Annotated in this window: 14 protein-coding genes; 2 read left to right on the top strand and 12 right to left on the bottom strand. The window is 41.4% G+C overall.

Annotation, left to right across the window (positions count from 1 at the left end):
- Positions 1-7: 7 nt before the first annotated feature.
- From N1I86_RS07525 to N1I86_RS07560, 8 genes are all read right to left on the bottom strand, one after another.
- Positions 8-1,408, bottom strand: a complete 1,401-nt coding sequence (locus tag N1I86_RS07525; protein ID WP_341095764.1) for a hypothetical protein — start codon at positions 1,406-1,408, stop codon at positions 8-10.
- 174 nt (positions 1,409-1,582) lie between these two features.
- Entirely contained in the window at positions 1,583-3,160 is a 1,578-nt protein-coding gene (gene tnpC / locus N1I86_RS07530) for an IS66 family transposase (protein WP_341095296.1), read from the bottom strand.
- A gap of 61 nt (positions 3,161-3,221) precedes the next feature.
- Entirely contained in the window at positions 3,222-3,578 is a 357-nt protein-coding gene (tnpB, locus tag N1I86_RS07535; RefSeq protein WP_003352857.1) for an IS66 family insertion sequence element accessory protein TnpB, read from the bottom strand.
- The gene (gene tnpA / locus N1I86_RS07540; RefSeq protein ID WP_003352856.1) at positions 3,572-3,892 is read right to left on the bottom strand and encodes an IS66 family insertion sequence element accessory protein TnpA; all 321 of its coding nucleotides are present in this window, start codon (positions 3,890-3,892) and stop codon (positions 3,572-3,574) included. The genes tnpB and tnpA overlap by 7 nt, the downstream gene beginning before the upstream one ends.
- A gap of 232 nt (positions 3,893-4,124) precedes the next feature.
- A complete protein-coding gene (locus N1I86_RS07545) occupies positions 4,125-4,673 on the bottom strand; it encodes a transposase (protein ID WP_341095766.1) in 549 nt (182 codons plus the stop codon).
- Positions 4,674-4,678: 5 nt separating this feature from the next.
- Entirely contained in the window at positions 4,679-6,208 is a 1,530-nt protein-coding gene (locus tag N1I86_RS07550; RefSeq protein ID WP_341095768.1) for a YifB family Mg chelatase-like AAA ATPase, read from the bottom strand.
- Positions 6,209-6,510: 302 nt separating this feature from the next.
- Entirely contained in the window at positions 6,511-9,363 is a 2,853-nt protein-coding gene (locus N1I86_RS07555; protein ID WP_341095770.1) for an S-layer homology domain-containing protein, read from the bottom strand.
- Positions 9,360-9,653: an S-layer homology domain-containing protein gene (locus N1I86_RS07560; RefSeq protein WP_341095771.1), complete on the bottom strand. Its 294-nt coding sequence runs from the start codon at positions 9,651-9,653 to the stop codon at positions 9,360-9,362. Before N1I86_RS07560 ends, N1I86_RS07555 begins: the two co-directional genes overlap by 4 nt.
- A gap of 696 nt (positions 9,654-10,349) precedes the next feature.
- Here N1I86_RS07560 and csaB point away from each other — a divergent pair.
- Positions 10,350-11,459, top strand: a complete 1,110-nt coding sequence (csaB, locus tag N1I86_RS07565; RefSeq protein WP_341095773.1) for a polysaccharide pyruvyl transferase CsaB — start codon at positions 10,350-10,352, stop codon at positions 11,457-11,459.
- A gap of 195 nt (positions 11,460-11,654) precedes the next feature.
- Positions 11,655-13,169: a murein biosynthesis integral membrane protein MurJ gene (gene murJ, locus N1I86_RS07570; protein ID WP_341095775.1), complete on the top strand. Its 1,515-nt coding sequence runs from the start codon at positions 11,655-11,657 to the stop codon at positions 13,167-13,169.
- Between the two features lie 112 nt (positions 13,170-13,281).
- Here the strand turns inward: murJ and N1I86_RS07575 are convergent, their stop codons facing one another.
- From N1I86_RS07575 to N1I86_RS07590, 4 genes are all read right to left on the bottom strand, one after another.
- Positions 13,282-13,935, bottom strand: coding sequence for a carboxymuconolactone decarboxylase family protein (locus N1I86_RS07575; protein WP_327796681.1), 654 nt, complete (start codon positions 13,933-13,935; stop codon positions 13,282-13,284).
- Between the two features lie 210 nt (positions 13,936-14,145).
- A complete protein-coding gene (locus tag N1I86_RS07580) occupies positions 14,146-16,182 on the bottom strand; it encodes an S-layer homology domain-containing protein (protein WP_341095778.1) in 2,037 nt (678 codons plus the stop codon).
- Positions 16,183-16,455: 273 nt separating this feature from the next.
- The gene (locus tag N1I86_RS07585) at positions 16,456-17,448 is read right to left on the bottom strand and encodes a C40 family peptidase (RefSeq protein WP_341095780.1); all 993 of its coding nucleotides are present in this window, start codon (positions 17,446-17,448) and stop codon (positions 16,456-16,458) included.
- A gap of 234 nt (positions 17,449-17,682) precedes the next feature.
- Positions 17,683-19,605 carry a S8 family peptidase gene (locus N1I86_RS07590; RefSeq protein WP_341095782.1) on the bottom strand — a complete coding sequence of 641 codons (1,923 nt, stop codon included), beginning with the start codon at positions 19,603-19,605 and terminating at the stop codon, positions 17,683-17,685.
- Positions 19,606-19,610 lie beyond the last annotated feature (5 nt).

Here is a 19,610-nt window from a genome sequence, read left to right on the forward strand (position 1 = left end):
ACCTATCTCATTCGTTGCCGATGTCTGGTAAATCAAATGTGATATCAGCAGTTGCAGCATTACCTGCTCTGTCAACTACTTTATCTTTTGCAATCTTGAGATCATTAGCGCCATTTTTATCTAAAGCTAAAGCACTGGTACCATTTTTCAAAGTAATAGTAAATGTATCAGCGTAGTTGTCACCATCTGAATCAACAGCAGTAATTGTAGAGTCACCTAGATCACCTTTTGAAGTACCAGTAACTGTCCAGTTAGAAAGTTTGACAACTTCAGTAACACTTACTTCTTCACTGAATTTAATAGTAATTACATCGCCTGCATCATACGCTCCAGGATTTCCGGCTGCTGCATTTGAAACAGTAACAGAATTTGTTTTATCCTTAGCAGGAGCCACATCATCTACTACATTTAAAGTAAATGCAACTGGATTTAATTTCAATTCATCATTGAATACTACAGTTACAGTTGTTCTACCAGCTTTAGAAACTGTCATAGTTGGCGTAGCTGAAAGGTTAGCATTAGCTACTACAGAAGTATCAGAGCTGTAAACAGCTTTAATATCAGATGGATCTACAGATTTAGCTTTTCCATCAGTACCAGTACCTTCAAGGTTACCAAGAACTGCTGACCAAGCATCTCCTGCTGATTGATTTACGTTTACTGTTGTACGTTTTACTGCAACAGAAGCTAAGTTTACAGTTGAATCTTTAACAGTAATTGTAACAGGTGAAAGCTCTAAACCACCAACAACTGGAACAAGTGTTACAGTACCCGCTTTTTGAGCAGCTACAGTTACGTTAGCCACTGCATTGTCAGTAATACCATCAGCAGTTGCAGTATCTCCGCTAATTGTTACAAAGCCATTAGTGTAGTCTTTAACTTTCCATGTTGCGTTTACTGGAGTGCTGCTTACAATATTACCGTTTGCATCAACTGCATATAATTCTAATTTCACAGTGTTATCTTGGTCTGTACCAGAAGTTTTCGCTTTATCAATTTCAAAGTCTTTAGATACTGAGTCAGAAGCGATTACCGCTTTATAACCAGCAACTGTAGAGTCTGCTTTTGTAACCGTAACGTTAATAGTTTTTGTTACAGTACCTTTTTTGAGTGTAATTGTAGCAGTACCTTCTTTACCTGCAACAGGAGTGATTCTGAAAGAAGAGCCGCTATTAACAGTTGTACTGCTTAGATTAATTACTCCGTTAGGGTCGTTTTTCTCGATAGTTATTCCTGTAACGTTAAATGAGTCACCGTATTGGTCTTTAGCTGTTACTGTAATTGCTTGATCAGGAGACTTATCAGACAAGCTTACATTATCTGTAGAAACAGCTAATTCTTTTAACTCTGAAGCTGCTTTTACTTCAACAGTGATTACTTTGCTGAAATTACCGCTAGTGATTTTCACACCTGTTCCAGCTGAAATTGGAGTAATCTCACCAGTTGAAGAGTTTACAACTAGTACAGTTGGATCAAGAGACTCATACTTATAAGCTGTTGAATTGCTGCTGAATTTTTGACCAAATTGGTTTAGGTAAGCGTAAAATAATCCCCACCTTTTAATGATAGGGATTAAATACTATTATTGTGATAAGTTATTAAAAACCCGACAATTCAAAGGAATTGTTTTGGACCAAGGAAGTAGTTGATCAAGCTCATCCATATTGCTTATATCCATATTGGGAAGCTTTTCAAATAAGTAGCGAAGATAATAAAATGGATTTAATTTATTCTCTTTTGCTGTCTCCACAATACTGTAAATGATTGAGCTGGCCTTAGCTCCTTTCGGAGTATTGCTAAAAATCCAGTTCTTCCTACCGATCACAAATGGTTTAATGGATCGTTCACTTCGATTATTATCGATTTCTAAACGTCCATCCTCTAAAAATGCCACGAGTTTTTCCCATTGGTTGAGGCAGTATGTAATGGCTTGACCTAATAGACTCTTTGGTAAAACATTGCTTTTCTCTGTTTTTAGCCATGCTGAAAAAGCCTCCAACAATGGTTGGCTGTGTTTAAGTCGTTTTTTATATCGTTCTTCTGGTGTACATTCTTTCAAATCACGCTCGATGGCAAATAGCTGATTACAGAAATTGAGTCCTTCCCGAGCTGTGACTGCTGAATGACGTTTGGATTCAGGAAGTACGTTTAAAGCCTCATCGAACTTTCTGCGGGCATGAGCCCAACATCCAACTAATGTTACGCCGGATACCTTATGGTATCCTGCATATCCATCGACATGCAGGTATCCTTTAAACCCTTTTAGGAATTCTTTGGCATGTTCTCCTGCTCTAGTTTCCTGATAGTCATAAAGGACAAGTGGTGGATCCTCTCTTCCAGTCCGATAAAGCCACATGTAAGATTTCGATGTACTTGACCTTCCAGGTTCATGTAAAACCTGAACAGTTGTTTCATCCGCATGTAGAATGTCTTTAGAGAGGAGATGCTCTTTCATTCGTTGATAAATTGGCGCAAGCCATTTTTCGGCACCATAAAGCATCCAATTGGCCATGGTTTGCCTGGATAAGATCACACCTAATCGTTTGAACTGTTGTTCTTGGCGATATAGAGGTAGCCCCTCTACATATTTTTGATTCATAATATATGCCATGCTTGACGGTGAAGCTAAACTTTTTGGATACACAGATTTTGGGGCAGGTGCTGTAACGATTGGTGTCTCTATTTCATTACGCTCACAATGACGGCATCCATAGACATATCGAACGTGTTTTAAAACTTTGACTTGAGCCGGAATAATCACTAATTCTTGTCGTACTTCTGTGCTCATTTCGTGTGTTTTTTCACCGCAACACGAACAGACCTGCTCTTCTTCGGGTAAACGATATTCAATCGTTTCCATAGGCAGGTTTTCAAACGTAGCTTGACGTTGACCACGTTTCTTTTTACGACGATATGTAATTGTTTCAACAGTTGGCTCTTCGGCTTTTACATTAGACTCTACCTCTGCTTCATTGAATAAAGGTAGTTCTAATTGATTAGGATTTGTTTTTTCGCTTGAAGAGCCAAATTTTCGTTTTTGACTAAGACGATACTGTTCTTCATACCATCGTAATTTCGCCGTCAATTCAACGATTTGCTGTTGAAGTTTTTCAATTAATTCAAATGGGTTTTGGGTAGGATTCTTTAAATTTTTCATCATGTAGTAATAATTCGACGGTTTTAGCTATTTTCCTCCAAGGTTTTTGTTAAAAGTAAAAAATTCATATAACTGTTCTAGCCTTTACTTCTGGGTGTGCTTTCTTTTGCTCCATTGCAAGACCATCCAATAACCAGCGTAATTGCCGATAACTAATTTGTATCGTTCCAGTGTCATTTTCATTTGGCCATTGAAATTTTCCTTTTTCCAATCGACGATAATAAAGCCAAAAACCATTATAGTCCCAGTGAAGAATTTTTAATTTATCTCGCTTTCGATTACAGAACACAAAATAGCTTGATGAAAAGGGATCTAAATCAAATCCCTCTTTCACCAAAGCAGCTAATCCATCAATGGATTTTCTCAAATCAGTACTTCCTTTTGCCAAGTAAACTCGTTCAGCTCTTGTACCAACTAACATGTTGATTTCAACGTCCTAACCACTTCTGAAAGAAAGGCCGGATCGAAACCAGGTTTTACTTCAATTGAAATCCCACTAATTTCAATCCGTAATGAATTTTCAACTGTTTGTGAATGATCTTCTAGGGTAACGGATGCCCATTTTGTAGACTTTCCTTGATTTTTTATTGGATTTTCAATTTTTCTTAACCAGTATTTAAACTGGTGAATACTCCATTGATTTTCCTTGCACCAGTTTACTTGAGTTTGACCGCTTTTACGATAGTCAGCGATTCGTTGTTCCCAAACCTTTCGTAATTCAGGATTCTTAGGCATAAAAAAACCTCCTTCAATTTCATCTTGAGGAGATTATCTCATGAAATTAGCACATCAAGAAGGTGTCCAAGATTTGACGCTTACATTCAAAAGGAAGTAACCATTGGCGCTTCTTATAAAAGCATTGTCATTATAAAAATAAAAGAAGGAGAGCCGACCAGCGTTATAGTGCAGTTCTCTTTCTATTTTATCCTATCAATCTTTCGATAAACTTCGCAGCGTGGCAGTGCATCTATCCGGCTCTCACAAATTCAACATATTTTTTCTTCTGTTCTGTTTTTGTTCCCGAAAAGTAATCTAATAATGCGGCAATATTCATAAATGGGGGTGGTAGGGATCTTGGATACATGTACAAATAGAAACTGCTCCAGCGATAATGTTCTGGGGCGTGCACCATATGGGCTTCTACAGGATTAAGATGAATATATCGACTCACTTCCAACATTCCGTTGTCATCGTCAATTAATTTACTAAAGTAACGCTTTTCAAATACATGCCCCGTCAAACAATAGCGAGTATTATAATAATTAGCGTACCGTTTGTTCATGAGTGCCATGACTTTAGAAATTGACTCATGTTGTGAACGTAGCTGTAAATGAAAATGATTCGTCATAAGACAATATGCGGCTATTTCAAAAGGGATTCTTTCATGAAGCTGTTGGAGGATATGAAGAAACGCGAGAAAATCATTTGTTTCCTTAAATAGAGGATCACGCCGATTTCCGCGGCAAACGATGTGATAAAACCGATGAGGCACCCAGATCCGCTTTTGCCGTCCCATCCTTTTTACCTCGCTCTTACTTGTTGCTTCGTATATGTTTTTAGTCGTCGTAGCGTCATCGCTTCCCAAAGCGATTCATCTGTGATCTCTTTTGCGCCTGTTAAATCAGAAATCGTTCTCGCTAAACGAATGATTTTCGTTTGCGCACGATTGCTCCATTGATGCTGAGATGCCCATTGTTGTAACAGCTGCCGTTGCCCTTTGGTGAGCGGACTTTTTTCCATTAATAATTCAAAGGGAACACGCCCATTCGTCATTTCTTCCCCGTAACGTTCATATTGCTTTCTTCGTGCTTCTTCTACTCTGTTTCTTATTGTTTCCGAAGACTCCGAAATCTTCGTTTCTTTTGTAAAATCAATGACTTCCAATGATAATAAAACATCCATTCGGTCATAAATCGGTCCTGACACACGATTTCGATAGGCTTGGATTTGTTTTGACGTACAGGTACAATAACGCATTCTTGAACCTAAATATCCACACGGGCACGGATTCATCGCCCCAACTAAAAGAAAGTCAGCAGGATAAGTCACCGTCGAATGAGCACGGCTAATCGTCACTTTTCCGGTTTCTAACGGTTGGCGAAGCATATCCAATGTCTTTTTTGTAAATTCCGCCATTTCATCGAGAAACAAAACACCGCGATGGGCTAGCGATACTTCTCCCGGTTTCGGATGAGAACCGCCGCCAATAAGGGCAACAGACGAGGCAGAATGATGAGGATGCCGAAATGGTGGATACCCTCCATTCATACATGGTTCTCCTGCCAGCTGATACAAACTGATTACCTCTAACTGCGCATCATTGGAAAGCCCCGGCAAAATCGTAGGAAACGTTTCCGCTAATAAACTTTTCCCACAGCCGGGCGGTCCAATCATCAACACATTATGCCCGCCTGCCGCAGCGATTTCTAATGCTCGCTTTGCTTGATGATGACCAATAATATGTTGAAAATCTCGATCATTCTTTAACGGGGAATGAAAATGTTCGGGAGTCATTTGTTGTGGAGATAATGGAAGAACATGTTGTCCTTGCAGCCATTGAACGGTTTCTTCTAACGTCTGCACAAACACACAATTGAAATCTTTCAAATGATGAAGAGGAAGTGTGGAATCATAGGGGAGATAAATTCTTTTGAAACCAAGCTTCTTTGCCGCTAATACAGCAGGAAGCATGCCATCTATCGGCTGAACCGTTCCATCTAACGATAAAGCTCCTAAAAACGCATCATCCGTAGAAATGGGCTCTTTGATCTGACCTTTCGCCTTTAAAATCCCGATCGCCATCGCCAAATCAAACATTGGGCTATGCTTCTTCCGCTCTGGTGGAGACAAATGAACAATGATTTTCCTGTCTAAAACACCACAGCCAAAAGAATAAAGCGACGCAAGAACACGTTCCTTCGCTTCTTTCACAGATGCATCCGGCAACCCAACAATCACCATCGCCGCAAGCCCCGGCACCTCCTTCACCTCCACCTGCACACGATACCCTTCTAATCCCCTTAATCCAATACTTGAAATCTTAACTGTCACTCATTCATCCCTCCTTAAAACAGAACATTAGTTCTCGTTTACTATTCTATTCCTTCTTCTTTTCTTTTTCAATTCTTAATCTTTCGACATACTTCGGGGCGTGACAGGCACGCGACCCCCGCAGAGATTTCTCTCCGCAGAGCTTTTCGACATACTTCGGGGCGTGACAGGCACGCGACCCTTAAACCCAACATTTAGTATAGAACCAAAAAGAAAAGCTCTGCAGAGATTTCTCTCTACAGAGCTTTCCTTCTAACCTATCACTCTTATATAAAAAGGGGAATGATAGACACGCATCCATTTTATTGTACGACTACGTGTACAGTAGTAGTTGCGCCACCAGCATAAGTTAATTTAACATCAAACTCTTTTCCTGAAGTTAATGAATCGCTTTTAACTGTTGCAAACTTAGTACCATTATTTGTAATATCCAATGTACCCTTAACAGGAATGATAGTTACATTTGGTTGACCTACCGATGTAGTATCAGGGAATGTAACAGCACCAGTTGCTTTAGTAGCTAACGTTTTAACTCCATATTGATCTGTTACAACAATATTGTAGCTAGAAGCTGAGCCAGTAGTTAAAGAAGCCACTGAAAAGTCATTTTTATTATCAATTGATACAGTAGAAACTGGTGAAGACTTTGTAGTATTCCCCTTCACAACTGCTACAGATTGCACTTTAGGAGCCACTTTAGAGAAAGTTACATCTTTCTTAATTTCTTGTCCATTAGCATTAATTGTAATAGTTACAGGTACTACTACCTCATTAGCGTCTTTCGCATATGTTAAATTTAACGTATCACCTGCATCAATGGTTCCATCGGCTGCATCGTTTTCAACATCTACATTACTAGAAGTAACTGTGAAATCTTTTGTAGGATCTAGTTGTACTTTGCTACCATCAGGAAGTACACCATATACTTTGATTTCTTTGTCATAGGCAGCAGCATCATAAGCTTTTGCTCCAGCCTCATGATAAACAGTTCCAATATCTTCTACAGTATATGATGCATATTCTGTACCATCAGTAACTCGGAAAGTCACATCTGCTGTACTGCTTGGAATATCATTCTTACCATCGTTTAGAACAAACTGTAATTTTTCATTTCCTTTATTTACATCATTAATTTTCGCTGATGTGTTAGCAGTAATATCCGAGTTTTTTACTTCTATAGCCGAAGAAGAAGTTGAATCAGTATCTTTAACAACAATTTTAGCATTATTGTTATTTAAATATGCTTTTACATCATCAGCACTCATTACTCTACCATATTGATCTTCTACTACTAAATCATCTACTGAAATGTTTTTAGTAGTAGTTTTTAGTAATGTTGTACTGAAGTCACTATTTACTCCGCGAATTACAGTAGGAACAGCAGCTTTCTTAACATTTAAAGTCAAAGTTGATACCTTAAATGTAGAAGACTGTGCAACTAATGAATAGATACCATCAGATTTTAATATATCTTTTGGTATTTTTACGTAAACTGCATTATCTTGAGTAACAAATGGTTTAGGTAAATCTTGACCATTTAAAAAAATTGCTACACCTTTAGTAGAATCATTTAATATTTTAGTATCTGTAACTGCTTTTCCTTGTTTATCAAATACAGACACTGGAACCAATACATCTTCTTTAGCTACCGCTAACGAAGGTTGAGATAAAGTAACGGCATCTGTACGAGTTGTTTCTGAAACTGAAATATCATAAGTAGCAGTTTTACCACTTGTAGTTGAAATCAATGTAACTTTGTTATCACCAGCTTTAACAGGTCCAGTTAGCTTTAGACCGAGCTTTGTTTCACCATTAATTTTAAGGCTAGTGAAAGATACATTGTTACCTGTTCCTGCAGTACCAACTACAGTAGGATTTGACTGAGATTTAATTAGACCTTCAGGCGCTTTAGTAGGGTCTGTAATAGTGTTACCATATTGATCTTTAACATCTACAAGTAGATAAAAATCATCTTTTGACAAATCTGAATCTTCGTTTAAAGTCTTACCGTCTTTATTATAAATTCCTGAAATAGCTACATCTGAAACAGTAGCCGCTGAAGATAACGTTAATACTTTTGAAGCTGATGTTGCAGTATCCACATCAATTAAAGTTAAAGGTACTTTATCACCTACTTTAGCATTTTCACCTAAAGTGATTGTAGCTACCCCATTAGCTAAAGAGATCTTACCATTATCATTTGTTTGTAGAGATGTTGTTTTCGTAATATCTTCACCATATTGGTTTTCTACTTTATAAGCAACTGTAGCCTTTGTTGGGTGTGCATTATCATCAACTACAGCAGTATCAGAAAGAATTTCAATTTTCGCAACATGCTCATCATCAACAGTTACTGAATTAGAAAGTGCTTGATCAGCTAATCCTGTAACGTTGACTGTATATTCACCTTTTGTAAGCTTAGTTGATAACTCAAGAATTGCAGATTTTTTGTCGTCTGCAAAAGTAACTTTTGAAATATTAGCAGTAATACCGGCTTTTTTCACTTCGAACTTAGCTTTTGTATCATCAACCGCTTTGTTGAATTTAACTTCTAACTTTTTAGCGCCAATCGCACTTACACTTTCAACTTTTGGAGCTACTGCTTTAACTACAACGTTAACAGAAGCTGTCAACTTAGTACCGTCAACTGTTCCTTCAACTTTGTAAGTACCTGGTTTAGAAGTATCCACTTTAGAAGTATCCCATTTTACGGATGCTTCTTTTTCAGATTTGTCAGAGTAAACAACCGTTACTTTTTCCGGAAGTTTAACGTCTTCTAATTTTGTTCCTTCGTCAACGGTGATGTCATCGATAGGTTTGATGCTTTCTGCCACCACTGGCTTAACGCCCATTGCTTTATAAAGCAAGTTTGCGAAATCGCCTCGGGTAATGTTTTCGTTTGTTCCGTATGTAGTACCTTTACCACTTGTAACTCCAGCACCGTAAAGAGCTTCTACATAAGGTTTGAAAGTAGAATTTAAATCTGTGAACGGTGTTTTTTTCGCATATTTGCTCAAATCAAAGGCGTTTACCAAAATTTTCGCCATTTGACCGCGAGTAAGTGGAGCATCCGGATTGAATTTATCTTTGGAAACTCCGCTGATGATTCCTTTAGCCACAAGTGCGTTCACAGCACCTTTAATCTTGCTGTTCACATCTTTGAAGCCGGCATCCGGAGCATTTTCGTGTCAAGTTCTAACGCTCTAGCGATGATGACAGCTGCATCGCCGCGTTTCAAAGTTTTGTACGTACCGAATTCAGTTTTGCTGATTCCATTAACGATGCCTTTGCTATACAATTCGCCGACAGCTTTTGCATAGTTTTGGTTTACATCTTTAAATGGAAGATTTTCAGCAGCAAATGCCGGCGTTACAGCCGTTGCTACCAATGTTGCTGTTGCAGCCGTAGCCACAAATTTGCGATAAGACTTTGGTTGGTAAGCCATTCACTATTTCCTCCCCGTTTTGTAATAATGCATATGAAAACGACTGAAAAAAACACAATCGTTTTTACCAAATCCATCTAAACCTTCCATAAGCCAATTGTTCCATAAAAATGAACAATATGGGCAAATTGGCAGTTTTAAACTCTTCTTTTATTCTATCAAATCAAGTCTTTTTTTCAAGTGTTTTTTATGAACTCGATGATTTTTTTATGATTTTTATGATTTTTTACTTATTTGTAAATAGTTCTTAATATCACTCTTAAACACTATCGTATAGACTATTGGATAGATAGAATTGTCATGTCATTACCAAATTATAGTCTTTTTTGGTTGAAAAAGAAAGTTTTTTGGTTAATTATGTCACCCGAGGAGATGTATAGCACTATTGGTATATTTCCTTTCTAAGTATTCTTTATAAACGATCCAATCTCTCTATCTTTCTCACTCCCTCATTTTCGTTCCATTTTATACTAGTCCTTATGTATCCATTGAATGTGTTTATGGCAAATGATACAATGAAGGGCAGTGTGGGAAGGGTGGAGAAGGCGGTTTTTCGTCATTCTCTCTTTTATTTTTTTCTACTTATTCCTCTTTACAGATGATGAATAATAGACAGGACGTCTCATTCTCCACAACAAAAAAGGTTCGAGAAAATCAAGCCTTGCATGAAGGAGGAAATGAGAAGGAGGAAACCAATTGAAGGTAGTTATTTCCGGCTTTTACGGCCTTGGCAATACCGGGGACGAAGCGATATTGGAAGCGATTCTCGATAACTTGCGCAACGAGATTGACGAGGTGGATATCACCGTTTTTTCCTTTTCCCCGGAGAAAACGGCAAAACGCCACAATGTCCGGTCCGTGTACCGCGGGTGGCGCCGTGAAAATAAACAAAAAGTACAAGCTTTAAAGAAGGCGGATTTATTGATTTCCGGAGGCGGCGGTCTCCTTCAGGACACGTATCCGACGAAATTTTTGTTCGGACCGCTTCCTTATTATTTATTGATCGTGTTTTTAGCCAAGTTGTGCGGAGCAAAAGTCATGTTTTTCTCCCAGGGCATTGGTCCCGTCAATACGACATGGGGAAAAATTCTCATGAAAGTCTTTGCCAATATGGCCGATTTCATCACAGTAAGAGATCCATTCTCAAAGGAGCTTCTCCACAAACTCGGTGTTAATAGGCCGGAATCAGTGGTTACGGCAGATATCGTCTTTGCCTTTCACCAAAAGGAGGACAGCGCCTGTTTGGACAGCTTGCCGTTAAAAGGCGGGGAGCGATTGGTCGCGGTCAGTGTCCGCCCTTGGTTCGGAGATACGTCTTATTACGGGCATATCGCCCAAGCGCTGGATAGCCTGATCGAATCCGAAGGCGTCACTCCTGTCTTCGTCCCGATGGAAGGGCATTATGACGTCCGGGCCTCTGAAAAAGTCCGGCAGCAGATGAAACATCGTAATCAAAGCCTTCTGCTTGGACCCGACTTTACCCCTAATCAGTATTTGAATTTTATCTCAGCTTGCGAAATGACGATCGGACTGCGTCTGCATTGCTTGATTTTTTCCTGTTTGGCAGGTGTTCCCCATATCGGGATCAGCTATGACAAAAAGGTCGAAAGTTTACTGAAGCGTTCCGGGATGTGGGATTATTCCTTCACACTTGAAAACTTGGATCCGGAAAAACTGGCGGATAATGCCCGGGAAGTATTGCGGCGCCAGGAAGAACTGAAAGAGATGATCCGTGAGAATGCCGCAGAAATGCGCAGCGAAGCAATGAAAAATATCGATTTGCTGAAGGAACGTTTTGGCCAGTAGCAGTCTCTTTTTCAAGACCGTATCGGACAGAAAAAAGTCCTGCGGGATCACCGTTCCTGATGTCCGGTTGGTCCAACAAGCGATCATTGTGGATGAGAAAAATCGCCACTGACTGAAGTTTTAGTTTACCAGTCCACTCCGAAACGTGCAGATGCAAGCTCTTCTGCACGTTTCCTTACTTAAGAGGTGTCATTCATGTCATTGAAAAAAACAGCCATTTGGCTGACGATACTGGCTGTGGTGGTGAAGCTGTCCGGTTTTGTCCGGGAGAGCATCATCGCCCACCAGTTTGGGGTCAGCCAATATACAGACGGGTATTTGCTTGCGTTTTCGTTTATTACGTTGGCGCTCGCCATGATTTCGGGCGGATTCAATAATGTGTTCCTTCCTATGTACGTCCAGCAGCTGAAAGAACAGCCAAAGCAGGCGGAACGAAACGCGAACGGAGTGATGAACTGGACGGTGCTCATTTTCCTTGTGGTCACCGTGACCGGCTATTTCTTCGTTCCCGACTTTGTCCCTTGGATTTACGGGGACATGAAGCCGCGAACGAAAGAAACGGCGATTGCCGTTACCCAATTTTTCTTCCTGTTTATGAGCTTTATTGCGCTGAGCGGAATATTGGATTCCTATTTGCAGGGCCGAAGGGTGTTCGTTCCGTCACAAATCGCCAAACTGCTGCAAACGATCATGGGCGTCGCCTTTGCCTTTTTGTTTTCAGAAAAATGGGGAATTAACAGTCTTGCCTACGGGTTTATTTTCGGAACGATTTTAGGAACGATTCTTCAGCTGGCCTATTTGTTTCGGACAGGGTACCGCTGGAGGCCGGTTTGGAAAATCGAACACGAATTTCGCAAGACTTTTCTTGTGCTGCTCGTTCCCTCCTTGTTGAATTCGGTTGTGGGACAAATTAACGTGTTCGTCAATAAGGCGTTTGCGTCTGACATTAAGGGAGCCGTCACCTATTTAAACGACGCTTCGCTCATTACCTCCATCCCCCAAACCGTCTATGCGACATCGATTGCGGTGATTATTTTTACGCTGTTATCTGAACAGCTGGATAATCAAAAAAAATTCCAAGACACGTTTTTCTTAGGAATGCAGCTGTCGCTTTTAACTTTAATGCCCATCACCGCATGGCTGATCGTGGCAGGACGGGAAACGATTGCGTTTATTTTTGAACGCGGCAAATTTACGGCCGCGGACACGTATCAAACCTATCTGGCGCTCGTGTACTATTTGCCAACCATCGTGACGCAAGGTCTGCAATATATTGTATCGAAGTCAATGTACGCTCGGGGAAAAACTGCGATCGTATTCCGAATCAGCGTGACGACTATCGCATTAAATGCGATTTTAAACTGGCTGTTTATCAAGCCATTCGGCTATCCGGGCTTAGCATTGACCAATTCGATTGTGTCCGTTTATTACTTGGTTGCTACCGCCGCTTTCATGTACAAAGATTTTGAACCCGGCGAAAAGCGGAGGCTCTTTGTCCTGTTCGGAAAAGTATTGCTGCCAACAGTCGTCATGATCGTGCCGCTGTACTTGTTCAAGCTCTATGTACCGATCGATCATCTCTACTCGCTTTGGCAGCTGGCCATCCTTGGCATACTTGGAGCCGTTCTTTACATAGTCGGATTGTATGTATTCTACCGAGAAGGCTATCACCAACTCGTGGGCATCGTGAAAAGAAAAATGCGGTCGTAGCTGGCGAAAATCAGCATCGAACTGTTTGTTTAGTAGAACTTCCGCCCTAAGAAAGAAGGCTGTCCCATCCGTTCATCGGCTTCGGGGACAGCCTTTTTCTGCTTTTAAGATTTTATTCTTCAGCACCATAGCTTTCGATCATATTGGCGATATGAGTATAAGCGCCGCCGGCCGCTACGGCAGCCGCAACAAGGATGGCTTCGGAAAGCTGTTCTTTCGTTGCGCCTGCTTTTTCAGCATTTTTGGAATGCACATCGATGCAATAAGGACATTCCGTAATATGAGCAACCGCTACGGCAATCAATTCTTTCAATTGCGCAGACAGTTTGCCCGATTTTAAAGCAGCGGCGCTGAACTGTTGATAAGCTTTAAAACCTTTGCCTGCCCACTTGCTCAAGTTTCCTACTTTATTTCGGTTTGATCTCTTATACAAAATATCATCTTGTTCTTCATCTAAAGCTGCTTGCATATGAGAGCTGTGCGCCACGGCTCCGCCGGCTTCCAATGCAGCAGAAACAAAGCCTGCTTCGGCCAATTCTTGCAAAGAAGCCCCTGCTTGTTTTGCTTTTTTCGTATGAATATCTAAGCAATAAGGACATTTTGTCGCATATGCCACTGCCACCGCAATGATTTCTTTTTCCTTCAGAGACAGCGCCCCTTCTTCAAAGACCGCACTGTTAAATTGATCAAATGCTTGCGCCTGTTCCGGCGTCCATTCATTTAATTTGGCAAGATGACGCAATGTTCCTTTTTCATAAAGCGACATCCTTAATCCCCCCTTGTTTTCCATTACTAGCCTTTATTATAGTCGACATATTTAAAAAAGAATATGAATATGCCTGTAGATTTCATTTCTCTCCGCTGCCAGAAAGTCAATGTCTTATGAACCCTTGACCTTCAAGCTTTCCGTCCGCACTCGCCAAAAGCGCACAAAAAAGCTGACCCTCGAATATCGGGTCAGCTTCAAGATGGGGCATTATTTCCCGGCAATCGGTAGAATATCGACGTAAGCGCCGGAAACATAGACGCCGTCTTTATATTGTTTTGCATAATCCAATACATCGGAATAGATTTTATACCAAGAGCCGGATGTTCCGATAATTGTCACCGGCATTCCCAGTTTATTGTATTCAAATAACAGCGTGCTGGAAGAAACTTTCGGTTGGGATCGGACATTTAATCCGTCATTTGGATCATAGCCATCCGTCAAACCGATTGAATATTTCCCGAAGTCCTTGCCGCCGAGCATTTTATCGATGCTATACATATGGCGGGCCAGTTTCTCGCCCCAGAACATATCAGAAGCATATTTGACATTAAAGCCCGTTCCCTTGTTGCCCGGAACAGCACCGTTTGCTGCCCAACCATCTACACCTGGGGGAGTTTTTTTGTTATTAACAGCGAGATACGTGTAATTGAATTTATCCGCCAGCGCATCAACACAATCTTTAGGTGATGGAAAGACATCGGCCTGATTCGGATTGCTGTCGACGGCACCATAGCCGAATAAATTGTTTTTTTGTTGAACTTTTGGGCTTAATCCATAATCGCTTTCGTTAAACGCCAATCCTAGAATTAACAACGCATTAATATGTTTCTCTGATTCTACTTGTTTCAAATGGCTGCCGAGGCCGATCAGCTTGCTTCTTTTCGTCGCATCTTTATATTTGGCGTATTTGTCTGGATTTTGTTGATACAGTTTTTCCAGTTCCGCCAATTTGGTCATAATCGCTTGATCCAGCTGTGCAGCGGTATAGCTTGTCGGAGTTCTCGCCGATAAAAATTGAAAATATTGGTAGGCCGTTCCGACTTTTCGATGATTGGCATCATAAAACGTATAGCCGTCCCAGCTGTAATAAGGCTGCCCTTCCTTTAAAAAGCTAGGCGCTTTTCCGACTGTATAAGATGTGTAGTAGCTGCTATTCCCTGTGTCGACGTACAAATAATGGACCAGCTCTCCGTTTTGTGCTTGATAGTAGTTTTGCCCCGGCGCCGCGCCGTCCGGCTCCAAAAGGACATCTTGTGGAGAAACGTATAATTGTTTGCCTCCTGCTTCCACTTTGACGTATTTCTCGGTGGAAGTGATATATTTCATTTCAGAGGAATATGTAGCTAATGGTGAAACATAAGTATATTTATTTTTTAAATTAGAATCAGAATAAAACTTGATTACATCCTTCAAAGTAGATCTGTCAGGTACGACAATCCCGCTTTTCATATACACGACTCGGCCGTTATAAGTGACAGCGTCCGATTGACCGGCATCCACGGTGTTTTTCGCATCGTTAAACGTTTTGTAAGAATTTCCGGTCGGCTTGACTTCATGATTGGAGACGACAGCCGTTTCATAAGGATTTTTAACAGGAGCCGGTTTGTTATTATACTGTTCTACAAAGGCCAGCATCCGACTGATAAAAGCTGCCGCTTCCGCTCTTGTGGCTTCATTATTAGGTTGAAATTTCAATTGTCCATTTATTTGATAGCCGTGGATTATATTGGCTTGAGCTATTTCGGCAATCGCTGTTTTGTATTCATCATTCAAATTGGAAATGTCCGTGAATTTCGTGCTTCCCGTTTCCAAAGGGACATTCAAATATTGAATGGCTCTTTTAATCATGAGCGCCATATCTTTACGCGTAATGGTATCGTCCGGATGAAAGGTTCCGTCAGTTCTTCCTTTGATAATGTTCACTTTGGCAGCCGCATTAATGCCCGGCGCCAATGCCGAATTAGGAGATACGTCTTTAAAGACATTGGACGTATTGGTCATATCGAGATTCAGCGCACTCGCTATAAACTTGGCAAATTCTCCCCTTGTCACCTTTTGGCCCGGCTTGTAGCTGCCGTTTCCATAACCGGAAATGATCCCTCTGGCAATTAAATCTCTCATTTCCTTTTCCAGCGTAATCCCCGAAATGTCATCGCTCGCCGCTCTGGACGGCTGAGGCGGGACCGCAACCGAAAAAATAAGGAGAAACATCATTACAAACAGCATGCGTCTTCGCATTTTCATCTAGTTTCCTCCTACACTAGTAATCTTTTTATATATAAAACTGTGCGAAATATAATTCATCACAGCTGGTTCCTTTATATAGAAGCTTTTCCACTGATTTCAGATTCTCCCGAAATCTGCTTTCACGCAGCAAGCAGGTCAAGATCGAAAGCGATCCTGTCCGTACGTTTCCCTCTCATCAAAGAGGACGAACTTCCCGACCGACGACCCCTCACCGATAAATGGGTAAAAAGAAATCGAAACCATTCTTTATGGCCTCGATTGTCTATTTCCTTATTTGGCATTGTAAATCGCCGCTGCAAAATCTGCTCTGGTCGTTTCGTCGCCGGCGCGGTATTTGCTCGTTTGATAGACCGTTGTTTTATCAATATTGTGGATAGTGTTAATTTCGGCAAAAGCCCAATAACTGGATGGAACATCCTGATAAGCGGGTTGGGATGATGACACGGATGCCACATTCTTTTTAAAGGCTTTTGTCACAATCACAGCCATCTGCGCTCTTGTCATCGGATCATAAGGTCTGAAAGTACCGTCGCTGTAGCCGTTAATAATGCCGGCCTTTTCAATGGCGGCAATATCTTTTGCAAACGGATTAGAAGAAGATACATCTTTAAAACTTGCGGATGACGGCGCCGCTAAATGAAGCGCTCGATTGATGATAGCAGCTGCTTGTCCGCGTGTAACTTCATCGTCTGGATGGTAAAGTCCATTGGAATATCCTTTGATAATCCCTTCACTGTTCAATTCTTTAATGGCAACCAACGCCGGATGGGTATCGCCAAGATCTTTGAAAAGGGTTCCTACCGGCTGAGACAGCACCCGCTTGGCCCCCGCATATTTGCTGCTCCAATAAGAATTGCTGAGAGAGTCTATTTCCACGCCGGATGATGCCGCGTTAATGAACTTGTTATCGCCGACATAGATTCCGACATGGGAAATGCCTGATTGATATGTATTTTTGAAAAACACTAAGTCTCCCGGCAGCAAAGAAGATTTAGATACGATTTTTCCGGTCGAAAATTGGCCTCCCGATGTGCGTGGAAGCGAAATGCCAAAATGTTTATATACATACGATGTATATCCTGAGCAATCGAAGCCGTTAGGAGTCGTTCCCCCGTAGACATATCGTACTCCTAAAAAATTTTTTGCATAATCTACTACTTGATATCCTGTAAAAGAAGCGGCAAATGCTTGCTTAAACGGAAATGCAAGCAATAAAACAAAAGCAAAAAAGACTATTTTGATCAGTTTCCCTCCTGTTTTCATGGTCACTCCTCATTATTCTTATTTTTCCAAATAATAGTCTATCAGAATAATAAGACAGTTTTTTTGCTGCAATATTACATTTATGTAACAAATTTAGCCATTTTCCAGCATGATTTCTGTTAAATTATCCAAAATCATCAAAGTCTCTCTTTTTTTGCAAACAAAAAGCCCGCTCTCTTCGAAAACGCTCGAAAAGAGTCGGGCTTTCCAGCTTTCTATTTATGAGGAGTAGGATTATCGGAAAAGCGGGTTTTCCGCTTTGGCTAAAAAGACGGAAAACTCGGCTCTGGAAATCGGTTTATACGGTGCAAAAGTATGGTTAGAATAGCCGCTGGTAATGCCGGCATCCGCCAGAGCATTGATCTCTTTGTAACCTGTCATGCCTGTTGTAACATCTTGAAAATGATTGGTTCCGTTATCCGTCAGACGATAGGCATGGCTGATCAAAACCGCCATTTCGGCCCTTGTTACAGGTTCCGTTGGATGAAAAGTGCCGTTGCGGTAGCCTTTAATGATTCCTTGCTCTAAAGCACTCTGAATATATCCTGAAGCATAATAATCTTTCGGAACGTCTTTAAAAGCGGTATTTCTTTTCGTTCCGTCCAATCCAAGCGCCCGGCCGACAAGCGCCACTGCCTCGCCTCTTGAAATGTTCTTCGTCGGCCATAGATATTGGCCGCTGTGATCGCCCTTTAAAATGGAGCGATGATAGAGATAAAGCATTTTTTCACTGAACCAGTCGTAGGCAGAGACATCTTCGATCTGCGGTTTGCTCATCGTCACTTTCACTTGTGTCTGGTACTCGCGGCCTTGGGAGTCCGTCAATGTAAAGAAATAATAATAAGTTCCGGCCGGCACATAATCATCCCAAATGCTGCCGGTTATTTGTTTTGTAATGTCGCCCTCCATTCCTCCTATTCTTTTCACGTAGATTTTTTGAATGGAATCGGGCTTATCGATCTGGAACTCCACGAGGCCGTTGTCGGCCTTTACTGCCTTGACGGCCATATCGGATGACAGCGTAGGTTGGAACGTTTTAATTTGCACCAATCCGTAGCCGTAAAGCGAATCCTTTCCGGATTTCCCCAAATCTTTGGCGTTTTGATCGAGTATTTTGCGGATTTCCGCTGCCGATTTGTCTTTATACTGCTGTTTCAGCTCTGCCAGCACCCCTGTGACAAATGGGGTAGCCATCGATGTTCCTGACAAGGCCGTATAACCGTCCTTTTTGCCGTCGGTTGTATCCAGATTGATCGGAAAGGTGCTGAACACATACTGTCCGGGAGCGACAATTTCAAGCTCCGGCCCCGTCGCCGAGAAAGGCAAACGCTGCAAGCGGCTATCGACGCTGCCGACCGCAATGACACTGCTGTATTTGGCGGGATAGAGAATGGTATTTTTCGATCCGACCGAATCCCCGTCATTTCCGGCTGCCGCCGTAATCAGAATACCGGCGTTATACGCTTTATCCAAAGCACTCTTTAACACCGGGTCGTCGGATACGGTCGTCACGCTTAAATTGATAATGTCCATATGATGCTGAATGGCCCAATCCACCCCTGCCGTAATCGAACTGGTCGACCCTTCTCCAAATTTGTCAAAAGCTTTGACCGCGTAAAGATCCGCATCCGGTGCGACTCCAACAATACCGACGCCGTTGTCTAAAGCACCGATGATTCCCGCTACATGGGTTCCGTGGCCGTTGTCGTCGTTATATCCTTTGCCGCAGTCGGAGCGGATGACGCATGTTCCTCCTTTCACCTTCAAATCAGGATGGTTCGTCGCTATACCCGTATCGATAACAGCCACTTTCACCCCTTTTCCCGTAAAAGGAGATCGATATTGGCTGTCCTCGTAAATTTTTTTATAGCCCCACGTTTCTATTTGGCTCTGAACCTTATATGTCTTATTGGCTTGAACTTTGGCGATCTCCGGTTCATTGCGCAATTTGTCGACTTGGCTCTTATCCAGTTCGGCTAAAACAGTGGGGATGGTATCATATTTTTTCTGTGCATGAATATTGTATTTTTTCAAAATCCCAGCATCTACGTGGTGGCGAAAGAGAATCATATATTCATCCGATTCCGCACCATATGCTTTGAAAGGCAAAATGACCAGCAAAAATAAGAAAAAAAATAGCCATTTCGTGTTTTTCATCCAGC

Source organism: Bacillus sp. FSL W8-0116 (assembly GCF_038003825.1).
Classification (GTDB): Bacteria; Bacillota; Bacilli; order Bacillales; family DSM-4216; genus Bacillus_O; species Bacillus_O smithii.

Excerpts from the sequence above, each read along its gene's own strand:
- tnpC (WP_341095296.1), bottom strand. The coding sequence starts at position 3,160 with ATGATGAAAAATTTAAAGAATCCTACCCAAAACCCATTTGAATTAATT.
- tnpB (WP_003352857.1), bottom strand. The coding sequence starts at position 3,578 with ATGTTAGTTGGTACAAGAGCTGAACGAGTTTACTTGGCAAAAGGAAGT.
- tnpA (WP_003352856.1), bottom strand. The coding sequence starts at position 3,892 with ATGCCTAAGAATCCTGAATTACGAAAGGTTTGGGAACAACGAATCGCT.
- N1I86_RS07545 (WP_341095766.1), bottom strand. The coding sequence starts at position 4,673 with ATGGGACGGCAAAAGCGGATCTGGGTGCCTCATCGGTTTTATCACATC.
- N1I86_RS07560 (WP_341095771.1), bottom strand. The coding sequence starts at position 9,653 with ATGGCTTACCAACCAAAGTCTTATCGCAAATTTGTGGCTACGGCTGCA.
- murJ (WP_341095775.1), top strand. The coding sequence starts at position 11,655 with ATGTCATTGAAAAAAACAGCCATTTGGCTGACGATACTGGCTGTGGTG.
- N1I86_RS07575 (WP_327796681.1), bottom strand. The coding sequence starts at position 13,935 with ATGTCGCTTTATGAAAAAGGAACATTGCGTCATCTTGCCAAATTAAAT.
- N1I86_RS07580 (WP_341095778.1), bottom strand. The coding sequence starts at position 16,182 with ATGAAAATGCGAAGACGCATGCTGTTTGTAATGATGTTTCTCCTTATT.
- N1I86_RS07585 (WP_341095780.1), bottom strand. The coding sequence starts at position 17,448 with ATGAAAACAGGAGGGAAACTGATCAAAATAGTCTTTTTTGCTTTTGTT.
- N1I86_RS07590 (WP_341095782.1), bottom strand. The coding sequence starts at position 19,605 with ATGAAAAACACGAAATGGCTATTTTTTTTCTTATTTTTGCTGGTCATT.